We start from the raw sequence: 18,604 nt of genomic DNA, 5'->3' as shown, positions 1-18,604 counted from the left end.
GGTGATTCCGTTGAAAATTCGAAATCTTCCGAAGCATCGAAGCGCAGCCGCCCCGGGTCAGCCGAAAATATTACCAATTCTCTGCACGAGCGGATGGTTGACGATGTCGTTCCAGGTCACGAACACCATCAGCGCAATCACCAGCGACAGTCCGGCGACGGAAGCATATTCACGGAATCGTTCGTTCAGCGGCTTCCCCCGAATCGCCTCGGCCGCGTAGAACACGAGATGCCCCCCGTCGAGGACCGGAATCGGGAACAGATTGATAAGGCCCAGATTGACCGAGAGAACGGCCATGAACCAGAAGGTCATGGCCCAGCCTGTCTTGGCCACCTCGCCCGACATCTGTGCGATCTTGATCGGCCCGCCGAGTTCTTCTGTACCGCGTGCGCCGGTGATCATCTGCCCGACGGCCCGGAGCGTCTGCGCCGTCAGATTGTAGGTTTCCAGAGTCGCGTTCCAGAGCGCCGCCGCGGGCCCGTGCTTCACGAACTCGACGTTGTTGCTGCGCACGCCAAGCTGTCCGAAGCGCAGGACATTGCCAAAATTGTCCTCGGTCACCACCTCTTTCGGCGTAACGGATAGAGTCAGTTCCTCATCGCCGCGCTGCAGGCGCATCGGCAGCGGTGTGCCAGGGTTCTCGCGCACGACCATTTGCAGGTCGGCAAAGCGCGTGACTTCCGTGCCATCAACCTCAAGCACCCGGTCGCCCGCGACCAGGCCCGCTTCGGCGGCAGCGCTTCCGGCCATCACCTCGTCGATCGTCGCCGGCGCATAGCGCTGCCCGACGACCATGAACATCCCGGCGAGCAGAATGATGGCGAACAGAAAGTTCGCCGCGGGCCCGGCCGCGACGATCGCGGTCCGTTGGGCGACGGACTTGTAATGGAACGAGACCGCCTTTTCTTCCGGCGTCATCTCCGACAATCCTTCGGAGGTCGCGCTGGCGGGATCGGCATCGCCGAACATCTTCACATATCCGCCGAGCGGGATCGCGGAAAACTTCCAGCGGGTCCCGTGCTTGTCGTCGAAGCCGAAGAGTTCCGGTCCGAAACCGATAGAGAACACCTCGACCCTCACGCCGGTGCGCCGCGCCACCCAGTAATGCCCGAGTTCGTGAACGAAAACGAGCACGGTCAGGATCAGCAGAAACGGGATCAGGCTCCCGGCGAAACCGGACAGGAATTCCATGATGGACACGACCTTCGGCGTTTTCGTGGATGTTGGTTCTATTTAGAGACGACCGGCGCCGATCTCAATGGCGCTGTCAGTGTCCGGCGGGCTACCGCCGGACGTGGCGCGCCGCGCAAGCCGCCTCGCGGCGGCGCCGCGGATTTCCAGGTCGAGTTCGATCACATCGTCGATCGACCCTGGAGCAGAGGGATCGGCGGCCTCCATAACGTCTTCGACGAGTTCGGCGATCTGCGTAAATCCGAGATTTCCGGAGAGGAATCCTTCAACCGCGATCTCGTTCGCCGCATTGAGGACCGCCGGCATTGCACCGCCAGATCTGAGTGCTTCTCGCGCCAGAGCAAGCGCCGGAAACCGTGCCGTGTCGGGCGCGGAAAAGGTCAGCGTCGCGATCTCCGAGAGATCCAGCGGGCGGACATTGGTCTGCATGCGCTCGGGCCAGGCCAGTGCATAGGAAATCGGCGTGCGCATGTCCGGCGTTCCGAGCTGCGCCAGAACGGATCCGTCCCGGTATGCGACCAGGCTGTGAACGATCGATTCCGGATGCACCAGGACGTCGATCCGGTCCTCCGTCAGCGCGAAGAGATGCGCCGCCTCGATGACCTCCAGCCCCTTGTTCATCATGGTCGCGGAATCGACGGAGATCTTCGCACCCATGTCCCAGCGCGGATGCGCAACGGCTTCGGCCGGCGACTTGCCGGCCATTTCCGTCAGGGAGGCATCCCGGAACGGCCCGCCGGACGCCGTCAGGACGATCTTCTCGATCGCATCGCGCCGACGCTGCTCGAACACCTGGAAGATCGCGTTGTGCTCGGAATCGACCGGCAACAGCGTCGCACCGGCCGCGGCGACCTCGCGCATCATGATGTCGCCGGCGGAAACGAGGCATTCCTTGTTCGCAAGCGCCACGGTGGCGCCGCGGCGCACCGCTGTCAGCGTCGGCAACAGGCCGGCACAGCCGACAATCGCCGCCATCACCCAGTCCGCCGGGCGGGCCGCCGCTTCGCACACCGCTTCGTCCCCGGCCGCCACCTCGATCCCGCTGCCGGACAAGGCCTCCTTCAGCGCGCCATAACGGGACGGATCCGCAATGGCGACGAAGTCGGGACGCAAGGCCAGCGACAATTCGGCGAGCCGCGCCGCGTTGCGTCCGCCGGTCAGCGCCGCGACAGCGAAACGCTCCGGGTTCGCCTGGAGAAGATCGACGGTACTGCCGCCGATCGATCCGGTCGCCCCGAGTATGGAAACCGTCTTCCTGTCCGACTCTTGCATTACGTCTGCCGATTGCAGTTTCGCGTTCACGGCCACGACCAGAGCAGCATGCTCTTGCCCGACAGCAGCATCAATGCCGCCGCCACGGGCAACACGGCAATCTGTCCGTCCACCCGGTCGAGAATGCCCCCGTGTCCGGGAATCAGCCGGCCCGAATCCTTCGCGCCGAAGGCACGTTTGACGGCGGATTCGGCGAAATCTCCGGCCTGCGCAAGGACGGCGATAATCGCCCCCAGGCCCGCGAGCAAGAGCGGATCGGCCGGCGCGACAAGAGAACCGAGACCGGCGCCGAGAGCGGCGCTTCCGGCCATGCCGCCGAACAGTCCCGCCCAGGTCTTGCTCGGACTGACGCGGGCCCAGAGCTTCGGACCTCCGATGGTCCGCCCCGCGCCGTAAGCAGCGATATCGGTGACAACAACGGAAAAGGCAAGCCAGAGCGCGGTTTCAAGTCCCAGATCCGGCATTTCCCGTATCCAGTGAATCGCAATCGTCGGGCATAGGGCGAGAAAAAGACCCGGCAAAAGCTGAGGCGTCCAGTTCCCGGAGCCGATCCTGACCGCAAGCGCGAACGCGAGCGGGAGTGCGATCAGCATCACCAGTGCGCCTGGCTTCTCGAAAGCGAGCGACGCCGCCAGCACCATGAGCGCGCCGATCAGTCCGGCCAGGCGACGCAGGCTCGCGGGACAGCGCGGCGCGACGAGATTGGCCCATTCCCAGGCCATCGCCGCCGCAACGACAGTGACCAGTGCGAGGAAATAGGGTCCGCCGACCCAGAAGAGGAGAACGACCGGCGGAAGGATGACCGCCGAAGAGAGAATTCTCAGCAGAAGCTCGCGGGACCGCCATGCCGGGGCCGGATCGGATTTGCTTCCGGCATCGTCACCTGCCGCGCCATTGTCCCGGACCGGCATTCCGGGTCAGCCGACGGCAGCGCCGAAGCGCCGGTCCCGCTGACAGAACTCATCGATTGCCTCGATCAGTTGATCCTTTCCGAAATCCGGCCAGAGCGTCGGCAGGAAGACATACTCCGAGTAGGCGCACTGCCACAGCATGAAGTTGGATATGCGCTTCTCGCCGCTGGTCCTGATCAGAAGATCGGGATCCGGGATATCGGCGGTTTCCAGATTCTCGGCGAACACCTGCTCGCTGATCTGCTCCGGCCGGAGCGCGCCCTCGGACACCATCGCCGCCAGGCGCCGGGCAACCCCGGCAATCTCGTCCCGTCCGCCGTAGCTGAGGGCGATGGTCAGCACCAGCGCGCGGTTGCCGCCGGTCAGACATTCCGCCTGTTCGATCAGGGAGACGATATCTTGATCGAGCCGCGCGCGATCGCCGATCACCCGGAACCGCACGCCTTTTTCATGCAGTTCTGCGATCTCGCTCTTCAGATAGCGCCGCAACAACCCCATCAGGTCGAGCACTTCGGTCTTCGGGCGCTTCCAGTTTTCGGAAGAAAAACCGAACAGGGTCAGATAACCGATCCCCAGTTCCAGAGACGCCTCGACCGTGCGCCGGACCGCTTCCGCGCCACGCTGATGACCGACCGTGCGCGGCAATCCGCGCGCGCTGGCCCAGCGCCCGTTGCCGTCCATGATGATGGCGACATGACGCGGATGTTTTGTGTGTTCTCGTGCGTCAGACTCCGCCATCGATCAGACCTGCATGATCTCCTTTTCCTTGACGCTCAGCGCCTCGTCGATGCGGGAGACGTACTTGTCGGTCATCTCCTGCACTTCCTCTTCGTAGAGATGCTTTTCGTCCTGGGAAAGGTCGCCGTCTTTTTCGGCCTTTTTAAGGCCGTCCATTCCGTCTCGACGTACATTGCGGACGGCGATACGGGCCGACTCGGCGTATTTCGCAGCAACCTTCGCCAGTTCGCCGCGGCGTTCCTCGGACAGATCCGGCAACGGAATGCGCAGCAACTGGCCGTCGACCTGCGGATTCAGCCCGAGATCGGATTCCCGGATCGCCTTTTCGACAGCCTTGGTCATGGACTTGTCCCAGACCTGGACGGTGAGCATGCGCGGCTCGGGAACGCCGACCGTGCCGACCTGGTTGATCGGCATCTTCGCACCATAGGCGTCGACCATGATCGGCTCGAGCAGGTTGACCGACGCACGACCGGTGCGCAATCCTTGGAATTCCTTTTCGAGAGCGGTCAGAGCGCCTTCCATCCGGCGCTTGAGATCGTCGAGATCGGGTCCTTCAGACATTGTTAATCGGCCTTTTCGCTTATGATTGTGAAGGTACCGCGTCCGCGGATGACATCCGCGAAGGCTCCCACATTCTGTATCGAGAAGACAAGGATCGGAATGCCGTTCTCCCGGGCGAGGGAGATGGCCGAGGCATCCATGACCCGGAGGTCGCGGGAGAGCACGTCCATATAGGTCAGGTGGTCGTAGCGGACCGCGTCCTTCGCGACCGCCGGATCGGCGTCGTACACACCGTCGACCTTGGTCGCCTTCAGCATCGCATCGCAGCCCATTTCCGAGGCACGCAGCGCGGCGGCTGTATCGGTGGTGAAGAACGGATTGCCGGTTCCGGCCGCAAACACCACGACCCGGCGCTTCTCCATGTGGCGCATGGCGCGCCGGCGGATATAGGGCTCGGCGACGGCGGAGATCGGAAGCGCTGAAAGGACCCGGGTCGGCACACCGATGCTCTCGAGCCCGCTCTGCATGGCGAGCGCGTTCATCACCGTCGCCAGCATGCCCATATAGTCGGCGGTCGCCCGCTCCATCCCGGAGGCTGCGGCAGAGACGCCACGGAAGATGTTCCCGCCGCCGATGACGACGCAAACCTCGCCGCCCAGGTCCCACACGGATTTGATCTCATGCGCGACCTGGGAGACCATGTCCGGATCGAGGCCGTAGGACCTGTCGCCCATCAGGGCCTCGCCCGAGATTTTCAACAGAACCCGTTTGTATCTGGGAGCCGCCGGCTCCTGAACTTGCTCAATCGCCGTCATCTCCTGCTCCCTCGGTTTCTGTCCGCGTCCGTCGTTGCCGATCAGCTGCCCAGGGTGGCGGCGACTTCGGCGGCGAAGTCTTCTTCTTCCTTTTCAATGCCGGCGCCAAGCACGAAATGGCGGAAGCCGACCAGCTTCACCGGAGCCCCGACATCCTTCGCGGCATTCTCGATGACCTTGGCGACCTTGGTCTCGTTGTCGATCACGAAGGTCTGCTCCAGCAGGACGACCTCCTGATAGAACTTGCGAATCCGGCCCTCGACCATCTTCTGGGCGATTTCCTCGGACTTGCCGGAGGCTTTCGCCTGGTCGACCAGAACGGCGCGTTCGCGTTCGACGACTTCCGGGTCGAGATCGTCCGTGGAGAGGCTTTGCGGCGAGGTCGCGGCGATGTGCATGGCGATCTGCTTGCCGAGATCGGCCAGCTTGCCCGCATCGCCGGTGGACTCGAGGGCGACCAGCACGCCGATCTTGCCGAGGCCCGGCACGACCGCGCTGTGCACGTACGGCACGACGACGCCGTTATCGACCGAGATGGTCGCGGCGCGGCGGATGCTCATGTTCTCGCCGATGGTGGCGATATTGTGGGTGAGCTGCTCCTCGACCGTGCGCTCGGTGTCCGGATAGGCGAGCCCCTTCAGCGCGTCGACATCGTCGCCATTGGCAAGGACCATACCGGCGAGTGTGGAGGCGAAGCCCTGGAAATCGGCGTTGCGGCCGACGAAGTCGGTCTCGGCATTGACCTCGATGAGCGCGCCCCTGGCACCGTCGGTCGCGGCGGCAACGAGGCCTTCGGCGGCGACACGGCCGGACTTCTTGGCGGCGGCGGCGAGGCCCTTCGTGCGCAACCAGTCGATCGCGGCTTCGATATTTCCGTCGGTTTCGCCAAGCGCCTTCTTGCAATCCATCATGCCCGCGCCGGACTTCTCGCGGAGTTCCTTAACCATCGCAGCGGTGACAGCAGCCATCGTCTTCCTCTTTTCTTGTTCAAGCGGCCCGGCGCCCTGCTGGCGTCCCCGGCCTGTCAGACAATCGTAACTTTTCGAACCCACCTCGTAACGGCGGCGGCTCCGCCCTCGCGTGCCGCCGCTGTCACGAACAAGTTTACCAAACCGGACCGGTTCAGGCGCTTGCGGCTTCCGCCCCGGTTTTTTCGCCTTCGGCCGCCGGAGCTTCCTCGGCGGCCTCCACGGCCGGCTCGGCCGGCGCTTCTTCCGACTCACCGATATCGGCGCCGGACGCGGTCATTTCCTCCTGCAGACCGGCGAGCACGGCATTGCCCACCAATTCGCAGTACAGGGTCACGGCGCGCATGGCGTCGTCGTTACCCGGGATCGGATAGGAGATGCCCTTCGGATCGGAGTTGCTGTCGAGCACAGCCACGACCGGAATGCCGAGGGTGTTGGCTTCCTGGATCGCCAGCTGTTCCTTGTTGGTGTCGATCACGAACATGATGTCCGGAAGACCGCCCATCTCCTTGATGCCGCCGAGGGCACGCTCGAGCTTCTCGCGCTCGCGGGAGAGGTTCAGTTGCTCCTTCTTTGTCAGGCCCTGCATGCCCTGTTCGAAGCGCTCTTCCAGCTCCTTCAGGCGACGAATGGAGTTGGAGATCGTCTTCCAGTTGGTCAGCATGCCGCCGAGCCAGCGGTGGTTGACATAGTACTGGCCGGCCTTGGACGCGGTCTCGGCGACGACGTCGGCGGCCTGGCGCTTGGTGCCGACCATGAGCACACGACCGCCGGACGCGGTCACGTCGCGGATCGCGGCAAGGGCGCGATGCAGAAGCGGCACCGTCTGCTGCAGGTCGAGAATGTGGACATTGTTACGGACGCCGAAGATGTATTCCTGCATCTTCGGGTTCCAACGGCGCGTGTGGTGGCCGAAATGGACGCCGGCTTCGAGCAGCTGGCGCATCGTAAACGTGGGGACGCTCATCTTTCCGTCTTTCTCCGGTTATGCCTCCACGGATTTTGCCGGGACACCTGTCCCGACACCGGAGCGCTGCGCCGGGATGTCTCCCCGGCACCGCGCACACCCGTGTGCGTGATGAATGCGGCGGGTTCTAATGCCCCCGGCCGAGAAATGCAAGGGTGAAGAGCGCTTTGCTCAGGCGGAGACCTCGGTCACCCCGATCATCGCATCCCGATGGACCAGTGCGGCGAGCTCCGCCTCGCTCATCCCCTCCGTCCCGGAAGGCCGCATCGGCAGCACGAAATAGCGCATGTCGGCGGTGCTGTCGTGGACCCTGACCTCGCGGTGGTCCGCGATCTCGGTGCCAAACTCCCGAAGCACCGTCCGCGGCTCGCGGACGACGCGGGAACGGTAGGACCGGCTCTTGTACCAGTCCGGCGGAATGCCGAGGATCCAGCGCGGATAACAGGAACAGAGTGTACAGACGACGACGTTGTGCACCTCGGGCGTGTTCTCGAGGACAACAAGCTTCATCGGCCCGATATCGTGCCCGACCTCGGCAATCGCCTCTTTGGGGGTCTCGATCAGACGTTTCTTGAACTCCGGATCGATCCAGGCGCGCGCCACCACCTTCGCGCCGTTCGCCGGGACCCGCGCATCCATCGCCTCGACCTCGGCGCGGATATCATCCGGCGTCACCAGCCCCTTCTCGATCATGAGCTCGCGCACCGCCTCTTCCATCAGGCGGTAATAAGTCATCGTGTCGTCCTGGTCCGGACGGTGCGGATGATGGTGTTCCGGATCGTAGGGGTGCAGATGATCATGATCGTGATCGTGGTGATGATGATGATGATCGCCGCTCATGCCTCGTCTCCCTCTGCGTCGAGCCAGAACTCGAAGATTTCGATCTCGATCTTGTCCGCCTCGTTGCCTTCATAGTCAGGCCAGACGTCCTTCTGCCTGAAACGCACCCGGTAGAGCGGAACCTCGGGCGTTCCCGGCCGCCCGAAAGCCAGTTCTTCCGGATTCTTGAAGGCCCCGCAGACCCGTTCCACGGTGCCGGTAAGGCCGCGAATGTAATAGGGGGTGCGGATATGGCTCGGCGGGGTCGGCGGAAACTGCCTGTGGACCCTCACCCGGTCTCCGGCGGCGAAACGGGCCATCAGCAGCCTCCCCCGGCCGCGCCGCCGGGCATCACGCCATCCGGATAGCGCGCCCTCACCTCTTCCATCTTCGCGCCGAGTTCGTCGGCGGAGAACACGCCGCGCTCGAGCAGGGTATTGGTGACGGAGGAGATCCAGCGCTCGTAATAGGTCATATTGTCGTAGGCTTCGGGCGGCAGCGCCTCGATGCCCTTGCGGAGCTGGTCGACGGTCATGAGTTTCAGCCTGTTGGTGCAGAGCATCATCAGCGCATCGACCCGCTTTTCCCAGAGCGCGTAATCGTGCTCCTCACGATCGATCTCGCCGGCATCGAGCCCGCCCATATCGTGGTGCCCGCGTGCGGTGAAGTCGCGTTCCATTGCCGTCGCTCCCTCTCTTGTCGATGGCTCCATCTTGCCAGAGCCCTTTACCGGCGCAAGGCCGCTGAGATTACGCTTTGACGAGGCAGATCGCGAGCCCGTCATACCCCTTGATACCGACAAGCTGCAGCGCAGTCGCATCCACCCGCGGCTCCTTCGAGATCATCTCGAGCACACGGCGCACCCCCTGCACGTCCTGATCGCGGGTCGCCGCGTCCAGAACGCGGCCGCCTCGCACCACATTGTCGATCAGGATCAGCCCGCCCGGCCGCACGAGCTTCACGGCCCATTCGAAATAGCCGGGATTGTTCTTCTTGTCGGCGTCGATGAAGGCGAGATCGAACGGGCCGATCCCGTCCGCCGCCACGCCCGGCAGGCTCTCCAGCGCGGCCCCGACGCGGACCTCGATGCGCTCCGAAAACCCCGCCTCGCGGAAATTGCCGCGCGCCACCTCGGCATGCAGCGGCTCGTATTCCAGCGTCACCACCTTGCCGTCTTCCGGCAGCGCGCTCGCGAACCAGAGCGTGCTGTAGCCGCCGAGCGTGCCGACCTCCAGCACCTTCCGCGCACCGATCATACGGACCAGCAGTTGCAGGAACTTGCCAACATTGGCGGAAACGCTGATCGCCGGGAGATCCGAGGCGTCGCTGGCATCAAGGGCTTTCCCGAAAGCCGCCTGCTCCGGCACCAGGGTCTGGGTGAAGTAATCGTCGACGGCCTCCCAGGTCTGCCGGTCGCTCATGCCTTGCTCCTGTCCCAGGTCGCCCGCTCCCCATCGACCGGAAAGAACGGCCGCTCGATGTATTTCCAGTCGAAGTTCGCGAGGTTGGGCGATGTCAGGCCGGGAACATCGATCTCGACGATGCGTTCCGGCGGAAACATGTGGGCGAATCCGGCGCGAAAATGACCGCGCGACTTCACCACGATGCAGCGCTCCCCGTTCGGATCGATGCCAAAGGCACTCAGATAGTCCGGCGAAAGGCACTGGGTCCGCTTGGTGATGCAGACCAGCTTGATGCCGCCGATCTTCAGGACGGCCGTCGCGCCGAGATCGGTGGTCTTGCCCTCGACCATGCCGTGATTGCCGACGAAGATGCCGTCGGAGAGATGCAGGACCTCCGCACTCACATCCAGCTTGCCGGAGAATTCGTTCTCTTCCTCCGCATTCAGCGTGATGTCGATGTTTGCCCCGACGCCTGCCTTGTGGGCCGCGCGCACCGCCGCCGGATCGAAAAACACCGCCAGCGTACAGCCGGTCACACCGGCCTCTATGAAGGACTTCAGGATATAGGTCGTGTTGCCGCGTCCGCCGCCGCCAGGATTGTCGGCAGGATCGGCAAAAAGAACAGTGTCGCGCGCCGGGTCATCGCCAACCGCTCTCGCCAACGCCGTTGCCTCCGCGAGTGTCATCATCTTCGGCACATAGCGGTGCCGGTCTGCCCAGGCCGCTTCCGCGAGATCGGTCGCGACCTCTCTAGCGTCGGCTTCGTTACCGCGTGTCGTCACGATCACCGTCATTCCGTTCTTCGGCGTGTCGCAAAAAGCGAAGCCGGAGAGACAGGTCACGTTCATCACGCTCTCATCGAGCTTGGACTGACCGAGTCGGATCAGGTCACCGTATGGGTGGCCCTCTGCGGTGAGTTGGGTGACGGAGGGAGCGACCAGTGGCAGACGAACTTTGTAGGATGCCGTCTTCACCCCGCCGAACATCTCCAGCATGGCCTTCGCCGCCTCGCAGCCGCGCTCGTAGAGATCGACATGCGGATTGGTGCGGTAGCCGATCATGAGATCCGTGGCCGCCATCATCTCGTCGGAGACATTGGCGTGGAGATCGAGGGTGGCAATCACCGGCACGTCGGGCCCGACGACCTCGCGCACCAGCCGGAAGACATCGCCGTCGGGGTCGTGCGTGTGGGTCGCGCAGGCGCCGCCATGCTCGCAGATATAGACGCCGTCGACCTTGCCGCCCGCCTCCAGTTCCGCCCGCAACTCTGCGAGAAATTCGGTGAAGAAGCCTTCCTCGACCGGCCCCGCCGGAGTCGAGCCGATAACCAGCGCCGGCACCGGCTCCCAGCCTGTCGGACCGCCAAGCTGTTCGTCCATGATGTCGTAGAAGCCGCAAATCCCGAGATGGATCGAGGGGTATTCGGCGCGGGCCTGCTTGTCGATTTCGGCGCCGCGGAAGTACATGTTCTCCTCGAAATCCTGCCTTGAGCAGGTCGGGGCGAAGCGGTTGGATTCGAGATTGAACCCGCAGATTGCGATGCGTTTTTTGCTCATGAGACGCCAGTCCGGTGGGTTGTGCCGCGCGGCAGGAAGGAGCGTCAGCCTAAGACGCGAACAAGCGCCTGCCTAGCCCCCGGACGCGAATAGCCCATTGCAGAAATCCTTCTGGTCGTCGGCGAATCCCTCCAGGCACGCACCGTCGTCCGTCAGGCAGATTTCGGCCGAACGCCTCCGGTTGGCCTCTTCGTCCGCAAGGTTCATGGCTTGCTGCAGATCCATTCCGAAACGGTGCTGTTCCAGCTTCCGTTCCGCCGAGAAGCAGCGACCCGTCGCGGTATGTTCTTCCCAGAGCGAATAAAGACTGTAGGCCGCGGCAAAGGCCACCGCGACCGCGCCGGTCAGGAAAAGGATCCGTTGAACAAGCACGTCCATGCCAGAAGCCGGTCCCGCCTCAGATGTCACGCGCGTCGAGAATGCCCGGCAGCGACTTCACCGCGGCACGAAAATCCGGCGAGATGTTGTAGGTCTTGCCGAGCGCCAACTCGACCTCCTCGTCATCTGTATCCACGACAAGCTTGATCTTACCCCGGCCGGGCCGTTCCTTCGCGATCATTTCGGAAATGTGAGGAATCGGCGCCATGTCGCGGAGGTAAATCTTGAGCCCCGCGGCGGTGCCCGACACGGCCTTGTCCAGGGCCTCGATCCGCGAGACGGTTAGCCGGATACCCTCGTCTTCAATCCGCGCATCGGCCTTCACCAGCACCGACTGCCCGGCCTCCAGAAGCTCACGGCTGACGGCCAGGACCTCGGAGAACACGGTCACCTCCGTGACGCCGGCCTGGTCTGTCAGTTGCACGAAGGCGTAGCGCGAGCCCCGACTGGACGTCCGGATGCGCGCGCCGACGACGATTCCCGCGATGTTGATCCGGGCCGAGTTGCCCTTTTCCTTCACCGTCGCGACGATCTGGTCAGAGCGCACCACGCCGAGCCGTTCGAGCGAAGCGCCATAGGCGTCGAGCGGGTGGGCGGAGAGATAGAAACCGATGGCGTCGAACTCTTCCTTCAGCCGCTCCATCGCCGGCCAGTCGAGCCTGTCGGCAAGCGCGATTTCCGGTTCCGGCGCGCCGGACGGGCCGCCGAACAGGCTGACCTGGTCCGAACTCCGCTCCGCCGAGGCGGCATTGGCGTGGCGCAGGATCTTCTCCACGCTCTCGAAGAGCTGTCCCCGGTTCTGGGTCATGCAGTCGAAGGCCCCGGCGCGCACAAGATTCTCCATCAGGCGCTTGTTGACAACCGTGCCGTCGATCCGCCCGGCGAATTCGCCGATCGTCTTGTACGGGCCCTTCTCGCTGCGCTCCTCTATGAGCGCTTCCATCGCGTTCTCGCCGACATTCTTGATCGCCGCCAGCGCATAGCGGATCGCGAGTTCCCCGCCTGGCATCTCCTCCGGGACGAACTCGACGAAGGACCTGTTGATGTCCGGGCCGAGCAGCTGGATGCCGAGGCGCTGGATCTCCTGGCGGAAGACGTTCAGCTTGTCGGTGTTGTTCATGTCGTAGGTCATCGAGGCGGCGAGGAACTCGACCGGATAGTTGGCCTTCAGATACGCCGTGTGATAGGCAACCAGCGCATAGGCCGCCGCGTGGCTCTTGTTGAAGCCGTACCCCGCGAAGGCTGCGATCTGATCGAAGATCTCGGAGGCCTTCTCCGCCTTCACGTTCTGCTCGACCGCGCCTTTCACGAAGGTCTCGCGCTGGGCGTCCATCTCCTCCTTGATCTTCTTGCCCATGGCGCGGCGCAGAAGATCGGCGCCGCCGAGCGTATAGCCGGAAAGGCGCTGGGCGGCCTGCTGCACCTGCTCCTGGTAGATCATGATGCCGAAGGTTTCCTTCAGCACCGGCTCCAGCACCGGATGCATGTAGTCCGGTTGCTCCGTGCCGTGCTTGCAGGCGATGTATTTCGGGATGTTCGCCATCGGCCCCGGACGATATAGGGCGACGAGCGCAATGATGTCCTCGAAGCGGTCAGGCTTCATCCGGCGCAGCACGTCGCGCATGCCGGTACTTTCCAGCTGGAACACGCCCGTCGATTCCGCGCGCCCGAGCATCTCGTAGGTTCGCTTGTCGTCGAGCGGAACCTTCGAGAGATCGATATGAATATCGCGCCTTTTCAGGAGGTCGACCGCAGTCTGCAGCACAGAAAGCGTCTTCAGGCCGAGGAAGTCGAACTTCACCAGCCCCGCCTGCTCGACCCACTTCATGTTGAACTGGGTCGCCGGCATGTCGGAGTTCGGGTCGCGGTAGAGCGCCACAAGCTCGTGTAGCGGCCGGTCGCCGATCACGACACCGGCGGCATGGGTCGAGGCGTTCCGGTAGAGGCCTTCGAGCTGCAGGCTGATCCGGATGAGGTCGCCGACCTCTTCGTCCTCGTCGCGCTGGCGCTTGAGTTCCGGCTCGACCTCCAGCGCCTCGGCAAGGGTCACCGGATTGGCCGGATTGTTCGGCACCAGCTTGCAGATCCGGTCGACCTGCCCATAGGGCATCTCGCGAACCCGGCCGACGTCTCGCAGGGCCGCCCGCGCCTGCAGCTTGCCGAAGGTAATGATCTGCGCGACCTTGTCCCGCCCATAGCGCTTCTGCACATATTCGATCACTTCGCCGCGGCGGTCCTGACAGAAATCGATATCGAAGTCCGGCATCGAGACGCGCTCGGGATTGAGGAAGCGCTCGAACAGCAACCCCCAGCGCAGCGGATCGAGATCGGTGATGGTGAGCGAATAGGCGACGAGCGAGCCCGCGCCGGACCCGCGACCCGGTCCGACGGGGATGTTCTGCTTCTTGGCCCAGCCGATGAAGTCCGCGACGATCAGGAAGTAGCCGGGAAAGCCCATCTGCTCGATGACCCCGAGCTCGAAATCGAGCCGTTCCTCGTAGGGTTTGGCCGCCTCAGCGCGGGCCGTCTGGTCCATCTCTTCGGAAAAGACATGGGCCTCGAGCCGTTTCCTAAGCCCCTCCTCCGCCTGCGCGCGCAATTCCTCCGCTTCGTTCCGGCCACCGACGGTGTCAAACGGCGGCAGGATCGGCGCAAGCTTTTCCGGCATGAAGCTGCAGCGCCGCGCGATGGCGAGCGTGTTGTCGACCGCCTCCGGCAGGTCGGAGAACAGCTCGCGCATCTCCTCCGCGCTCTTGAAGCGGTGATGCGGCGTCACGCGGCGGCGGTTTGCATTGCCGATCGTCGTGCGCTCGGCAATGCAGAGCAGCGCGTCATGCGCCTCGTACATCTCCTCGCTGGCGAAATAGCATTCATTGGTCGCGACCAGCGGAATGTCGTGCTGGTAGGCGAGATCGAGAAAGCCCGCCTCGCTGCGCCGCTCGGCATCGAGGAAATGGCGCTGGATCTCGACATAGAGCCGGTCGCCGAACAGCGCCTTCAGATCGAGCAGCGCGGTCTCGGCCTCCTCCAACCGGTTCTCGAGCAACAGGCGGCCGATCTTGCCGGCGGGGCCGCCGGTCAGCGCGATCAATCCGTCGCTCCGCCCCTCGAGATCGTCGAACGGCACGCGCGGCGACTCGCCCGGGTCGGTCATGGTGTAGGATCGGCTGACCAGCTCCATCAGGTTCTTGTAACCGCGCTCGTTCTGCGCGATCAGGACGATCTGGTCTGTCTGGTTCGGGGTATGCGCGGTGCCGCCGACCACCTTCAGGCTGCCGCGGGGTTCGGACTCCCCGCGCCTGATCGCGAGTTGCACCCCGACGATCGGCTGGACCCCGCAGCCCGAGGCCGTCACCGCGAATTCCAAGGCGCCGAAAAGGTTGCCGGAATCCGTCATCGCCACGGCCGGCATTCCGTGCCGTACCGCGAGCGAAACGAGTTCCTTGCCCTTGATTGCCCCTTCGGCCAGCGAATAGGCGGAATGGACCCGGAGATGAACGAAGTCGGCGTGAGACATGAGGCCCTCGAAGATCTGAGGCCGAAAGTGTTTCACAGGACCCGGACGACGTCAGCGGGAACAGGTCGCGAACGCCTAAACACGACCCCTAACTTATTGATTTTTATTATCTGTAGAGATTCAGCGTGCCATCTCGAAGCTCGACCACACGGTCCATCGAGCTTGCGAGTTCATGGTTGTGAGTCGCAATCAGCGCGGCGATTCCCGTCGCCGAAATGATCCGGCGCAACTGGTGAAAGACTTCCTCGGCCGTATGCGGATCGAGGTTGCCGGTCGGCTCGTCCGCAAGCAGGACCGACGGCACATTGGCGATCGAGCGCACGATGGCGACCCGTTGCTGCTCGCCGCCCGAAAGTTTTGCCGGACGATGGGTCTCCCGCTCGGTCAATCCCACCAGATCGAGCAGCTGACGCGCTCGCTCCCGCGCCTCGCTCCGCGACAGCCCCGCGATAAGCTGCGGCATCATCACGTTCTCCAGCGCCGAGAATTCGGGCAGCAGGTGGTGGAACTGGTAGACGAAGCCGATGCCGTCGCGCCGGATCAGGGTACGCTCCCAATCGCTCGCATCAGCGCAATCCTGACCCCGGAAGAAAACCCGGCCGGAGGTCGGCGCTTCCAGCAGGCCCGCAATATGCAGCAGGGTCGATTTGCCGGCTCCGGACGGTCCGACGAGCGCCGTCACCTGGCCCGCCGTCAGGGAGAGATTGACGTTCTGCAACACGGTCAGGGTTCCGCCGGCATCCTCGAAGCTGCGCGAGACGTTGCGCAGTTCCAATACCGCGTCGCCTGACGAACCGCCTGCCGCGATCCGCTCGATATCGGACATGCCCGCCCCCCTACTCATAGCGGAGCGCTTCCACCGGATCGAGCCGCGAGGCGCGCCAGGCCGGGTAGATCGTGGCCGCGAAGGTCAGGAACAGCGCCATCGCGATCACCGTGATCACTTCGATCGGATCAACTTCCGCAGGAAGCTTGGAGAGGAAATAGATTTCGGCGGAGAACAGCTCGGTCCCTGTCAGGCTCTGCAGCCCCTGCCTAATCGCCTCGATATTCTGGCAGAAGACCAGACCAAGGACGGCCCCGGCAACCGTGCCGATCACCCCGATACTGGCCCCGGACATGAAGAAAACCCTCATCACCATGCCTTTCGAGGCCCCCATGGTGCGCAGGATTGCGATGTCCCGCCCCTTGTCCTTCACCAGCATGATCATCGAGGAGATGATATTGAAGGCGGCAACCAGGATGATCAGGGTCAGGATCAGGAACATGACATTGCGCTCGACCTCGAGCGCATTGAAAAAGCTCGAATTCTGCTGCTTCCAATCGACCGCGTACTTGTCCGCCCCGATCACCTTGGTCAGCGGCAGGCGCAATTCGTCGACGCGCTGCGGATCGTCGACCATCACCTCTACCGCGTTGACCGCATTGCCGCTCTTGAAGAAGATCTGCGCCGCCCCGAGCGGCATGTAGATGAAAGTATTGTCGTATTCGTACATGCCGACATTGAACAGCGCCGCGACGGTGAAGGCACGCATCCGTGGCACGCTGCCGATCACCGTTGTCGTCGTGCTGGGCGAAATCAGAGTGATCTTGTCCCCGACCCCGACCCTGAGACGACGCGCAAGACGGGCCCCCATGATGACGCCGCTGCTGGAACTGAATTCCTCCAGCGAGCCGGTGGTGATGTTGTCCGGCACGATCTGACGGCTGAGCAGCGCACTCGCCCGGAGGCCGCGCACCAGGGCGCCGGAGGCGATGCCATTCGCCATCGCCATGACCTGGCCCTCGAGCTGTGGTGTCACCGTGATCACCCCCGGAATTTCGCCGATCCGGACCGCCAGATCGTCGAAGCCCTGCATCGGCGCGCCTTTGCTATAGACCGACATATGGCCGTTGAGTCCGAGGATCCGGCCGATCAACTCGGCCCGGAAACCGTTCATCACAGACATGACGATGATCAGCGTCGCAACGCCGAGGCCGATGCCGAGCAGCGAAAATCCCGCAATGACGGAAATAAATCCTTCCTGGCGGCGGGAGCGAAGGTATCGCATGGCCACCATGCGCTCGAAAGTGCCGAACATGACGATCCCCTTCGCCGGTCTCCGATCAGGAAGCGAACTTATTCAGCGCCGCTTCCGGGGTCATTTCCTCGACCTCTCCGGTTTTCCTGTTCTTGATCTCGACCACGCCGGACTTGAGTCCCCGGGGGCCGACAAGGATCTGCCAGGGCACGCCGATCAGGTCGAGATTGGCGAGTTTGGCGCCCGGGCGCTCATCACGGTCGTCGATCAGCGTCTCGATGCCGGCTCTCGAGAGCTTCGCGTAGAGGTCCTCGGAGACCGCGGTACAGCCCTCGTCGTCGGACTTGAGATTGGCGACGGCGACCTTGAACGGCGCAACCTGTTCCGGCCAGATGATGCCCTTGTCGTCGTGGCTCGCCTCGATGATCGCACCGACAAGGCGCGAGACACCGATACCGTAGGAGCCCATATGGACCGGAACCTCCTCGCCTTCGGACGTGGAAACGACGGCGTTGAGGGGGGCGGAATACTTGGTGCCAAAATAGAAGATTTGCCCGACCTCGATGCCTCGCCGTTCCTTCAGGTTCGCCTCAGCGACGCCGCAGGTTGCCGCATCGTGCTTCTCGTCGGTCGCGGCATAGAGCGAGGTGTATTTCTCGACGATGCCGTTCACTTCGCCCATGTCCGCGTAATTCACGTCCATATTGGCAAAATCCTGAGTTTCCCAGGCCTTGTCGTAGAACACGCCGCTCTCGCCGGTATCAGCCAGCACGATAAATTCGTGGGAAAGATCACCGCCGATCGGACCGGTATCGGCCTTCATCGGAATTGCGCTCAATCCCATGCGGGCATAGGTCTTCAGGTAGGAAACGAACATCCGGTTGTAGGAATCGACCGCCCCCTGATAGTCGGTATCGAAGGAATAATTATCCTTCATCAGGAACTCGCGCCCGCGCATGACGCCGAAACGGGGACGGACCTCGTCCCGGAACTTCCACTGAATGTGATAGAGCATCAGCGGCAGCGCCTTGTAGCTGCGCACATGGGTCCGGAAGATGTCGGTGATCAGTTCCTCGTTGGTCGGCCCGTAGAGCATGTCGCGATCATGCCGGTCCGTGATCCGGAGCATTTCCCGGCCGTAGTCGTCGTAGCGCCCGCTCTCGCGCCAGAGATCGGCGGACTGGATCGTCGGCATGAGAACTTCCTGCGCGCCCGCCGCGTCCTGTTCCTCGCGCACGATCTGCTCGATCTTCCGGAGCACCTTGAACCCAAGCGGCAGCCAGGAATAGATCCCGGCGCTGGCTTGCTGGATCATGCCCGCCCGGAGCATCAGGCGGTGCGAGACGATCTGCGCCTCTTTCGGGTTTTCCCGGAGGGTTGGCAAGAAATAAGCGGATAGACGCATGGATTCCTCTGTGGTCAGAAGCTCTTGAACCGGGGCGGCACACAGCCGCGACACTCTATGGAATGGGCTATCGGCTGTCCAAACGAAAACGCGGCCGGAAAGCCGGCCGCGCACCTACGATGTCTTCAGGATCGGATCC

The 18,604-nt window shown here is 63.4% G+C and carries 18 protein-coding genes; all 18 read right to left on the bottom strand.

Features of this window, described 5'->3' with window-relative positions; genetic code table 11:
• Window positions 1-57 precede the first annotated feature (57 nt).
• The gene (rseP, locus tag ACOOE1_RS02550; protein ID WP_420404777.1) at window positions 58-1,191 is read right to left on the bottom strand and encodes an RIP metalloprotease RseP; all 1,134 of its coding nucleotides are present in this window, start codon (window positions 1,189-1,191) and stop codon (window positions 58-60) included.
• A gap of 42 nt (window positions 1,192-1,233) precedes the next feature.
• A complete protein-coding gene (locus tag ACOOE1_RS02545; protein WP_420404776.1) occupies window positions 1,234-2,463 on the bottom strand; it encodes a 1-deoxy-D-xylulose-5-phosphate reductoisomerase in 1,230 nt (409 codons plus the stop codon).
• 26 nt (window positions 2,464-2,489) lie between these two features.
• Window positions 2,490-3,374 carry a phosphatidate cytidylyltransferase gene (locus ACOOE1_RS02540; protein WP_420404775.1) on the bottom strand — a complete coding sequence of 295 codons (885 nt, stop codon included), beginning with the start codon at window positions 3,372-3,374 and terminating at the stop codon, window positions 2,490-2,492.
• 6 nt (window positions 3,375-3,380) lie between these two features.
• Window positions 3,381-4,112, bottom strand: coding sequence for an isoprenyl transferase (locus ACOOE1_RS02535; RefSeq protein ID WP_420404774.1), 732 nt, complete (start codon window positions 4,110-4,112; stop codon window positions 3,381-3,383).
• A gap of 3 nt (window positions 4,113-4,115) precedes the next feature.
• On the bottom strand, window positions 4,116-4,676 hold the full coding sequence (gene frr, locus ACOOE1_RS02530; RefSeq protein ID WP_420404773.1) for a ribosome recycling factor: 561 nt from the start codon (window positions 4,674-4,676) through the stop codon (window positions 4,116-4,118).
• Window positions 4,677-4,678: 2 nt separating this feature from the next.
• On the bottom strand, window positions 4,679-5,431 hold the full coding sequence (pyrH, locus tag ACOOE1_RS02525; RefSeq protein WP_420404772.1) for a UMP kinase: 753 nt from the start codon (window positions 5,429-5,431) through the stop codon (window positions 4,679-4,681).
• A gap of 41 nt (window positions 5,432-5,472) precedes the next feature.
• Window positions 5,473-6,399, bottom strand: coding sequence for a translation elongation factor Ts (gene tsf, locus ACOOE1_RS02520; protein ID WP_420404771.1), 927 nt, complete (start codon window positions 6,397-6,399; stop codon window positions 5,473-5,475).
• Window positions 6,400-6,553: 154 nt separating this feature from the next.
• Window positions 6,554-7,366, bottom strand: coding sequence for a 30S ribosomal protein S2 (gene rpsB / locus ACOOE1_RS02515; RefSeq protein WP_420404770.1), 813 nt, complete (start codon window positions 7,364-7,366; stop codon window positions 6,554-6,556).
• A gap of 171 nt (window positions 7,367-7,537) precedes the next feature.
• Entirely contained in the window at window positions 7,538-8,206 is a 669-nt protein-coding gene (gene nthA, locus ACOOE1_RS02510) for a nitrile hydratase subunit alpha (RefSeq protein ID WP_420404769.1), read from the bottom strand.
• Window positions 8,203-8,505, bottom strand: coding sequence for an SH3-like domain-containing protein (locus ACOOE1_RS02505; RefSeq protein WP_420404768.1), 303 nt, complete (start codon window positions 8,503-8,505; stop codon window positions 8,203-8,205). Before ACOOE1_RS02505 ends, nthA begins: the two co-directional genes overlap by 4 nt.
• A complete protein-coding gene (locus ACOOE1_RS02500) occupies window positions 8,505-8,864 on the bottom strand; it encodes a hypothetical protein (protein ID WP_420404767.1) in 360 nt (119 codons plus the stop codon). Before ACOOE1_RS02500 ends, ACOOE1_RS02505 begins: the two co-directional genes overlap by 1 nt.
• 70 nt (window positions 8,865-8,934) lie before the next feature.
• Window positions 8,935-9,606, bottom strand: a complete 672-nt coding sequence (locus tag ACOOE1_RS02495; RefSeq protein ID WP_420404766.1) for an O-methyltransferase — start codon at window positions 9,604-9,606, stop codon at window positions 8,935-8,937.
• Window positions 9,603-11,144, bottom strand: coding sequence for a M81 family metallopeptidase (locus tag ACOOE1_RS02490; RefSeq protein ID WP_420404765.1), 1,542 nt, complete (start codon window positions 11,142-11,144; stop codon window positions 9,603-9,605). The genes ACOOE1_RS02495 and ACOOE1_RS02490 overlap by 4 nt, the downstream gene beginning before the upstream one ends.
• Window positions 11,145-11,216: 72 nt before the next feature.
• Entirely contained in the window at window positions 11,217-11,522 is a 306-nt protein-coding gene (locus tag ACOOE1_RS02485) for a hypothetical protein (RefSeq protein WP_420404764.1), read from the bottom strand.
• A gap of 19 nt (window positions 11,523-11,541) precedes the next feature.
• Window positions 11,542-15,039 (bottom strand): DNA polymerase III subunit alpha, encoded by a 3,498-nt coding sequence (dnaE, locus tag ACOOE1_RS02480; protein WP_420404763.1) that lies wholly within the window; start codon window positions 15,037-15,039, stop codon window positions 11,542-11,544.
• Between the two features lie 106 nt (window positions 15,040-15,145).
• Window positions 15,146-15,865 (bottom strand): ABC transporter ATP-binding protein, encoded by a 720-nt coding sequence (locus ACOOE1_RS02475; protein ID WP_420404762.1) that lies wholly within the window; start codon window positions 15,863-15,865, stop codon window positions 15,146-15,148.
• A gap of 10 nt (window positions 15,866-15,875) precedes the next feature.
• A complete protein-coding gene (locus ACOOE1_RS02470; protein WP_420404761.1) occupies window positions 15,876-17,120 on the bottom strand; it encodes a lipoprotein-releasing ABC transporter permease subunit in 1,245 nt (414 codons plus the stop codon).
• A 25-nt stretch (window positions 17,121-17,145) separates the two neighbouring features.
• On the bottom strand, window positions 17,146-18,465 hold the full coding sequence (proS, locus tag ACOOE1_RS02465; protein WP_420404760.1) for a proline--tRNA ligase: 1,320 nt from the start codon (window positions 18,463-18,465) through the stop codon (window positions 17,146-17,148).
• Window positions 18,466-18,604 lie beyond the last annotated feature (139 nt).

It is taken from the genome of Nisaea sp. (assembly GCF_965216895.1).
Lineage (GTDB): Bacteria > Pseudomonadota > Alphaproteobacteria > Thalassobaculales > Thalassobaculaceae > Nisaea.
The sequence above is the reverse complement of the archived record's forward strand: the minus strand, read 5'-3'. Positions and strand labels throughout refer to the sequence as shown.

Excerpts from the sequence above, each read along its gene's own strand:
- rseP (WP_420404777.1), bottom strand. The coding sequence starts at position 1,191 with ATGGAATTCCTGTCCGGTTTCGCCGGGAGCCTGATCCCGTTTCTGCTG.
- ACOOE1_RS02545 (WP_420404776.1), bottom strand. The coding sequence starts at position 2,463 with ATGCAAGAGTCGGACAGGAAGACGGTTTCCATACTCGGGGCGACCGGA.
- ACOOE1_RS02540 (WP_420404775.1), bottom strand. The coding sequence starts at position 3,374 with ATGCCGGTCCGGGACAATGGCGCGGCAGGTGACGATGCCGGAAGCAAA.
- ACOOE1_RS02535 (WP_420404774.1), bottom strand. The coding sequence starts at position 4,112 with ATGGCGGAGTCTGACGCACGAGAACACACAAAACATCCGCGTCATGTC.
- frr (WP_420404773.1), bottom strand. The coding sequence starts at position 4,676 with ATGTCTGAAGGACCCGATCTCGACGATCTCAAGCGCCGGATGGAAGGC.
- pyrH (WP_420404772.1), bottom strand. The coding sequence starts at position 5,431 with ATGACGGCGATTGAGCAAGTTCAGGAGCCGGCGGCTCCCAGATACAAA.
- tsf (WP_420404771.1), bottom strand. The coding sequence starts at position 6,399 with ATGGCTGCTGTCACCGCTGCGATGGTTAAGGAACTCCGCGAGAAGTCC.
- rpsB (WP_420404770.1), bottom strand. The coding sequence starts at position 7,366 with ATGAGCGTCCCCACGTTTACGATGCGCCAGCTGCTCGAAGCCGGCGTC.
- nthA (WP_420404769.1), bottom strand. The coding sequence starts at position 8,206 with ATGAGCGGCGATCATCATCATCATCACCACGATCACGATCATGATCAT.
- ACOOE1_RS02505 (WP_420404768.1), bottom strand. The coding sequence starts at position 8,505 with ATGGCCCGTTTCGCCGCCGGAGACCGGGTGAGGGTCCACAGGCAGTTT.
- ACOOE1_RS02500 (WP_420404767.1), bottom strand. The coding sequence starts at position 8,864 with ATGGAACGCGACTTCACCGCACGCGGGCACCACGATATGGGCGGGCTC.
- ACOOE1_RS02495 (WP_420404766.1), bottom strand. The coding sequence starts at position 9,606 with ATGAGCGACCGGCAGACCTGGGAGGCCGTCGACGATTACTTCACCCAG.
- ACOOE1_RS02490 (WP_420404765.1), bottom strand. The coding sequence starts at position 11,144 with ATGAGCAAAAAACGCATCGCAATCTGCGGGTTCAATCTCGAATCCAAC.
- ACOOE1_RS02485 (WP_420404764.1), bottom strand. The coding sequence starts at position 11,522 with ATGGACGTGCTTGTTCAACGGATCCTTTTCCTGACCGGCGCGGTCGCG.
- dnaE (WP_420404763.1), bottom strand. The coding sequence starts at position 15,039 with ATGTCTCACGCCGACTTCGTTCATCTCCGGGTCCATTCCGCCTATTCG.
- ACOOE1_RS02475 (WP_420404762.1), bottom strand. The coding sequence starts at position 15,865 with ATGTCCGATATCGAGCGGATCGCGGCAGGCGGTTCGTCAGGCGACGCG.
- ACOOE1_RS02470 (WP_420404761.1), bottom strand. The coding sequence starts at position 17,120 with ATGTTCGGCACTTTCGAGCGCATGGTGGCCATGCGATACCTTCGCTCC.
- proS (WP_420404760.1), bottom strand. The coding sequence starts at position 18,465 with ATGCGTCTATCCGCTTATTTCTTGCCAACCCTCCGGGAAAACCCGAAA.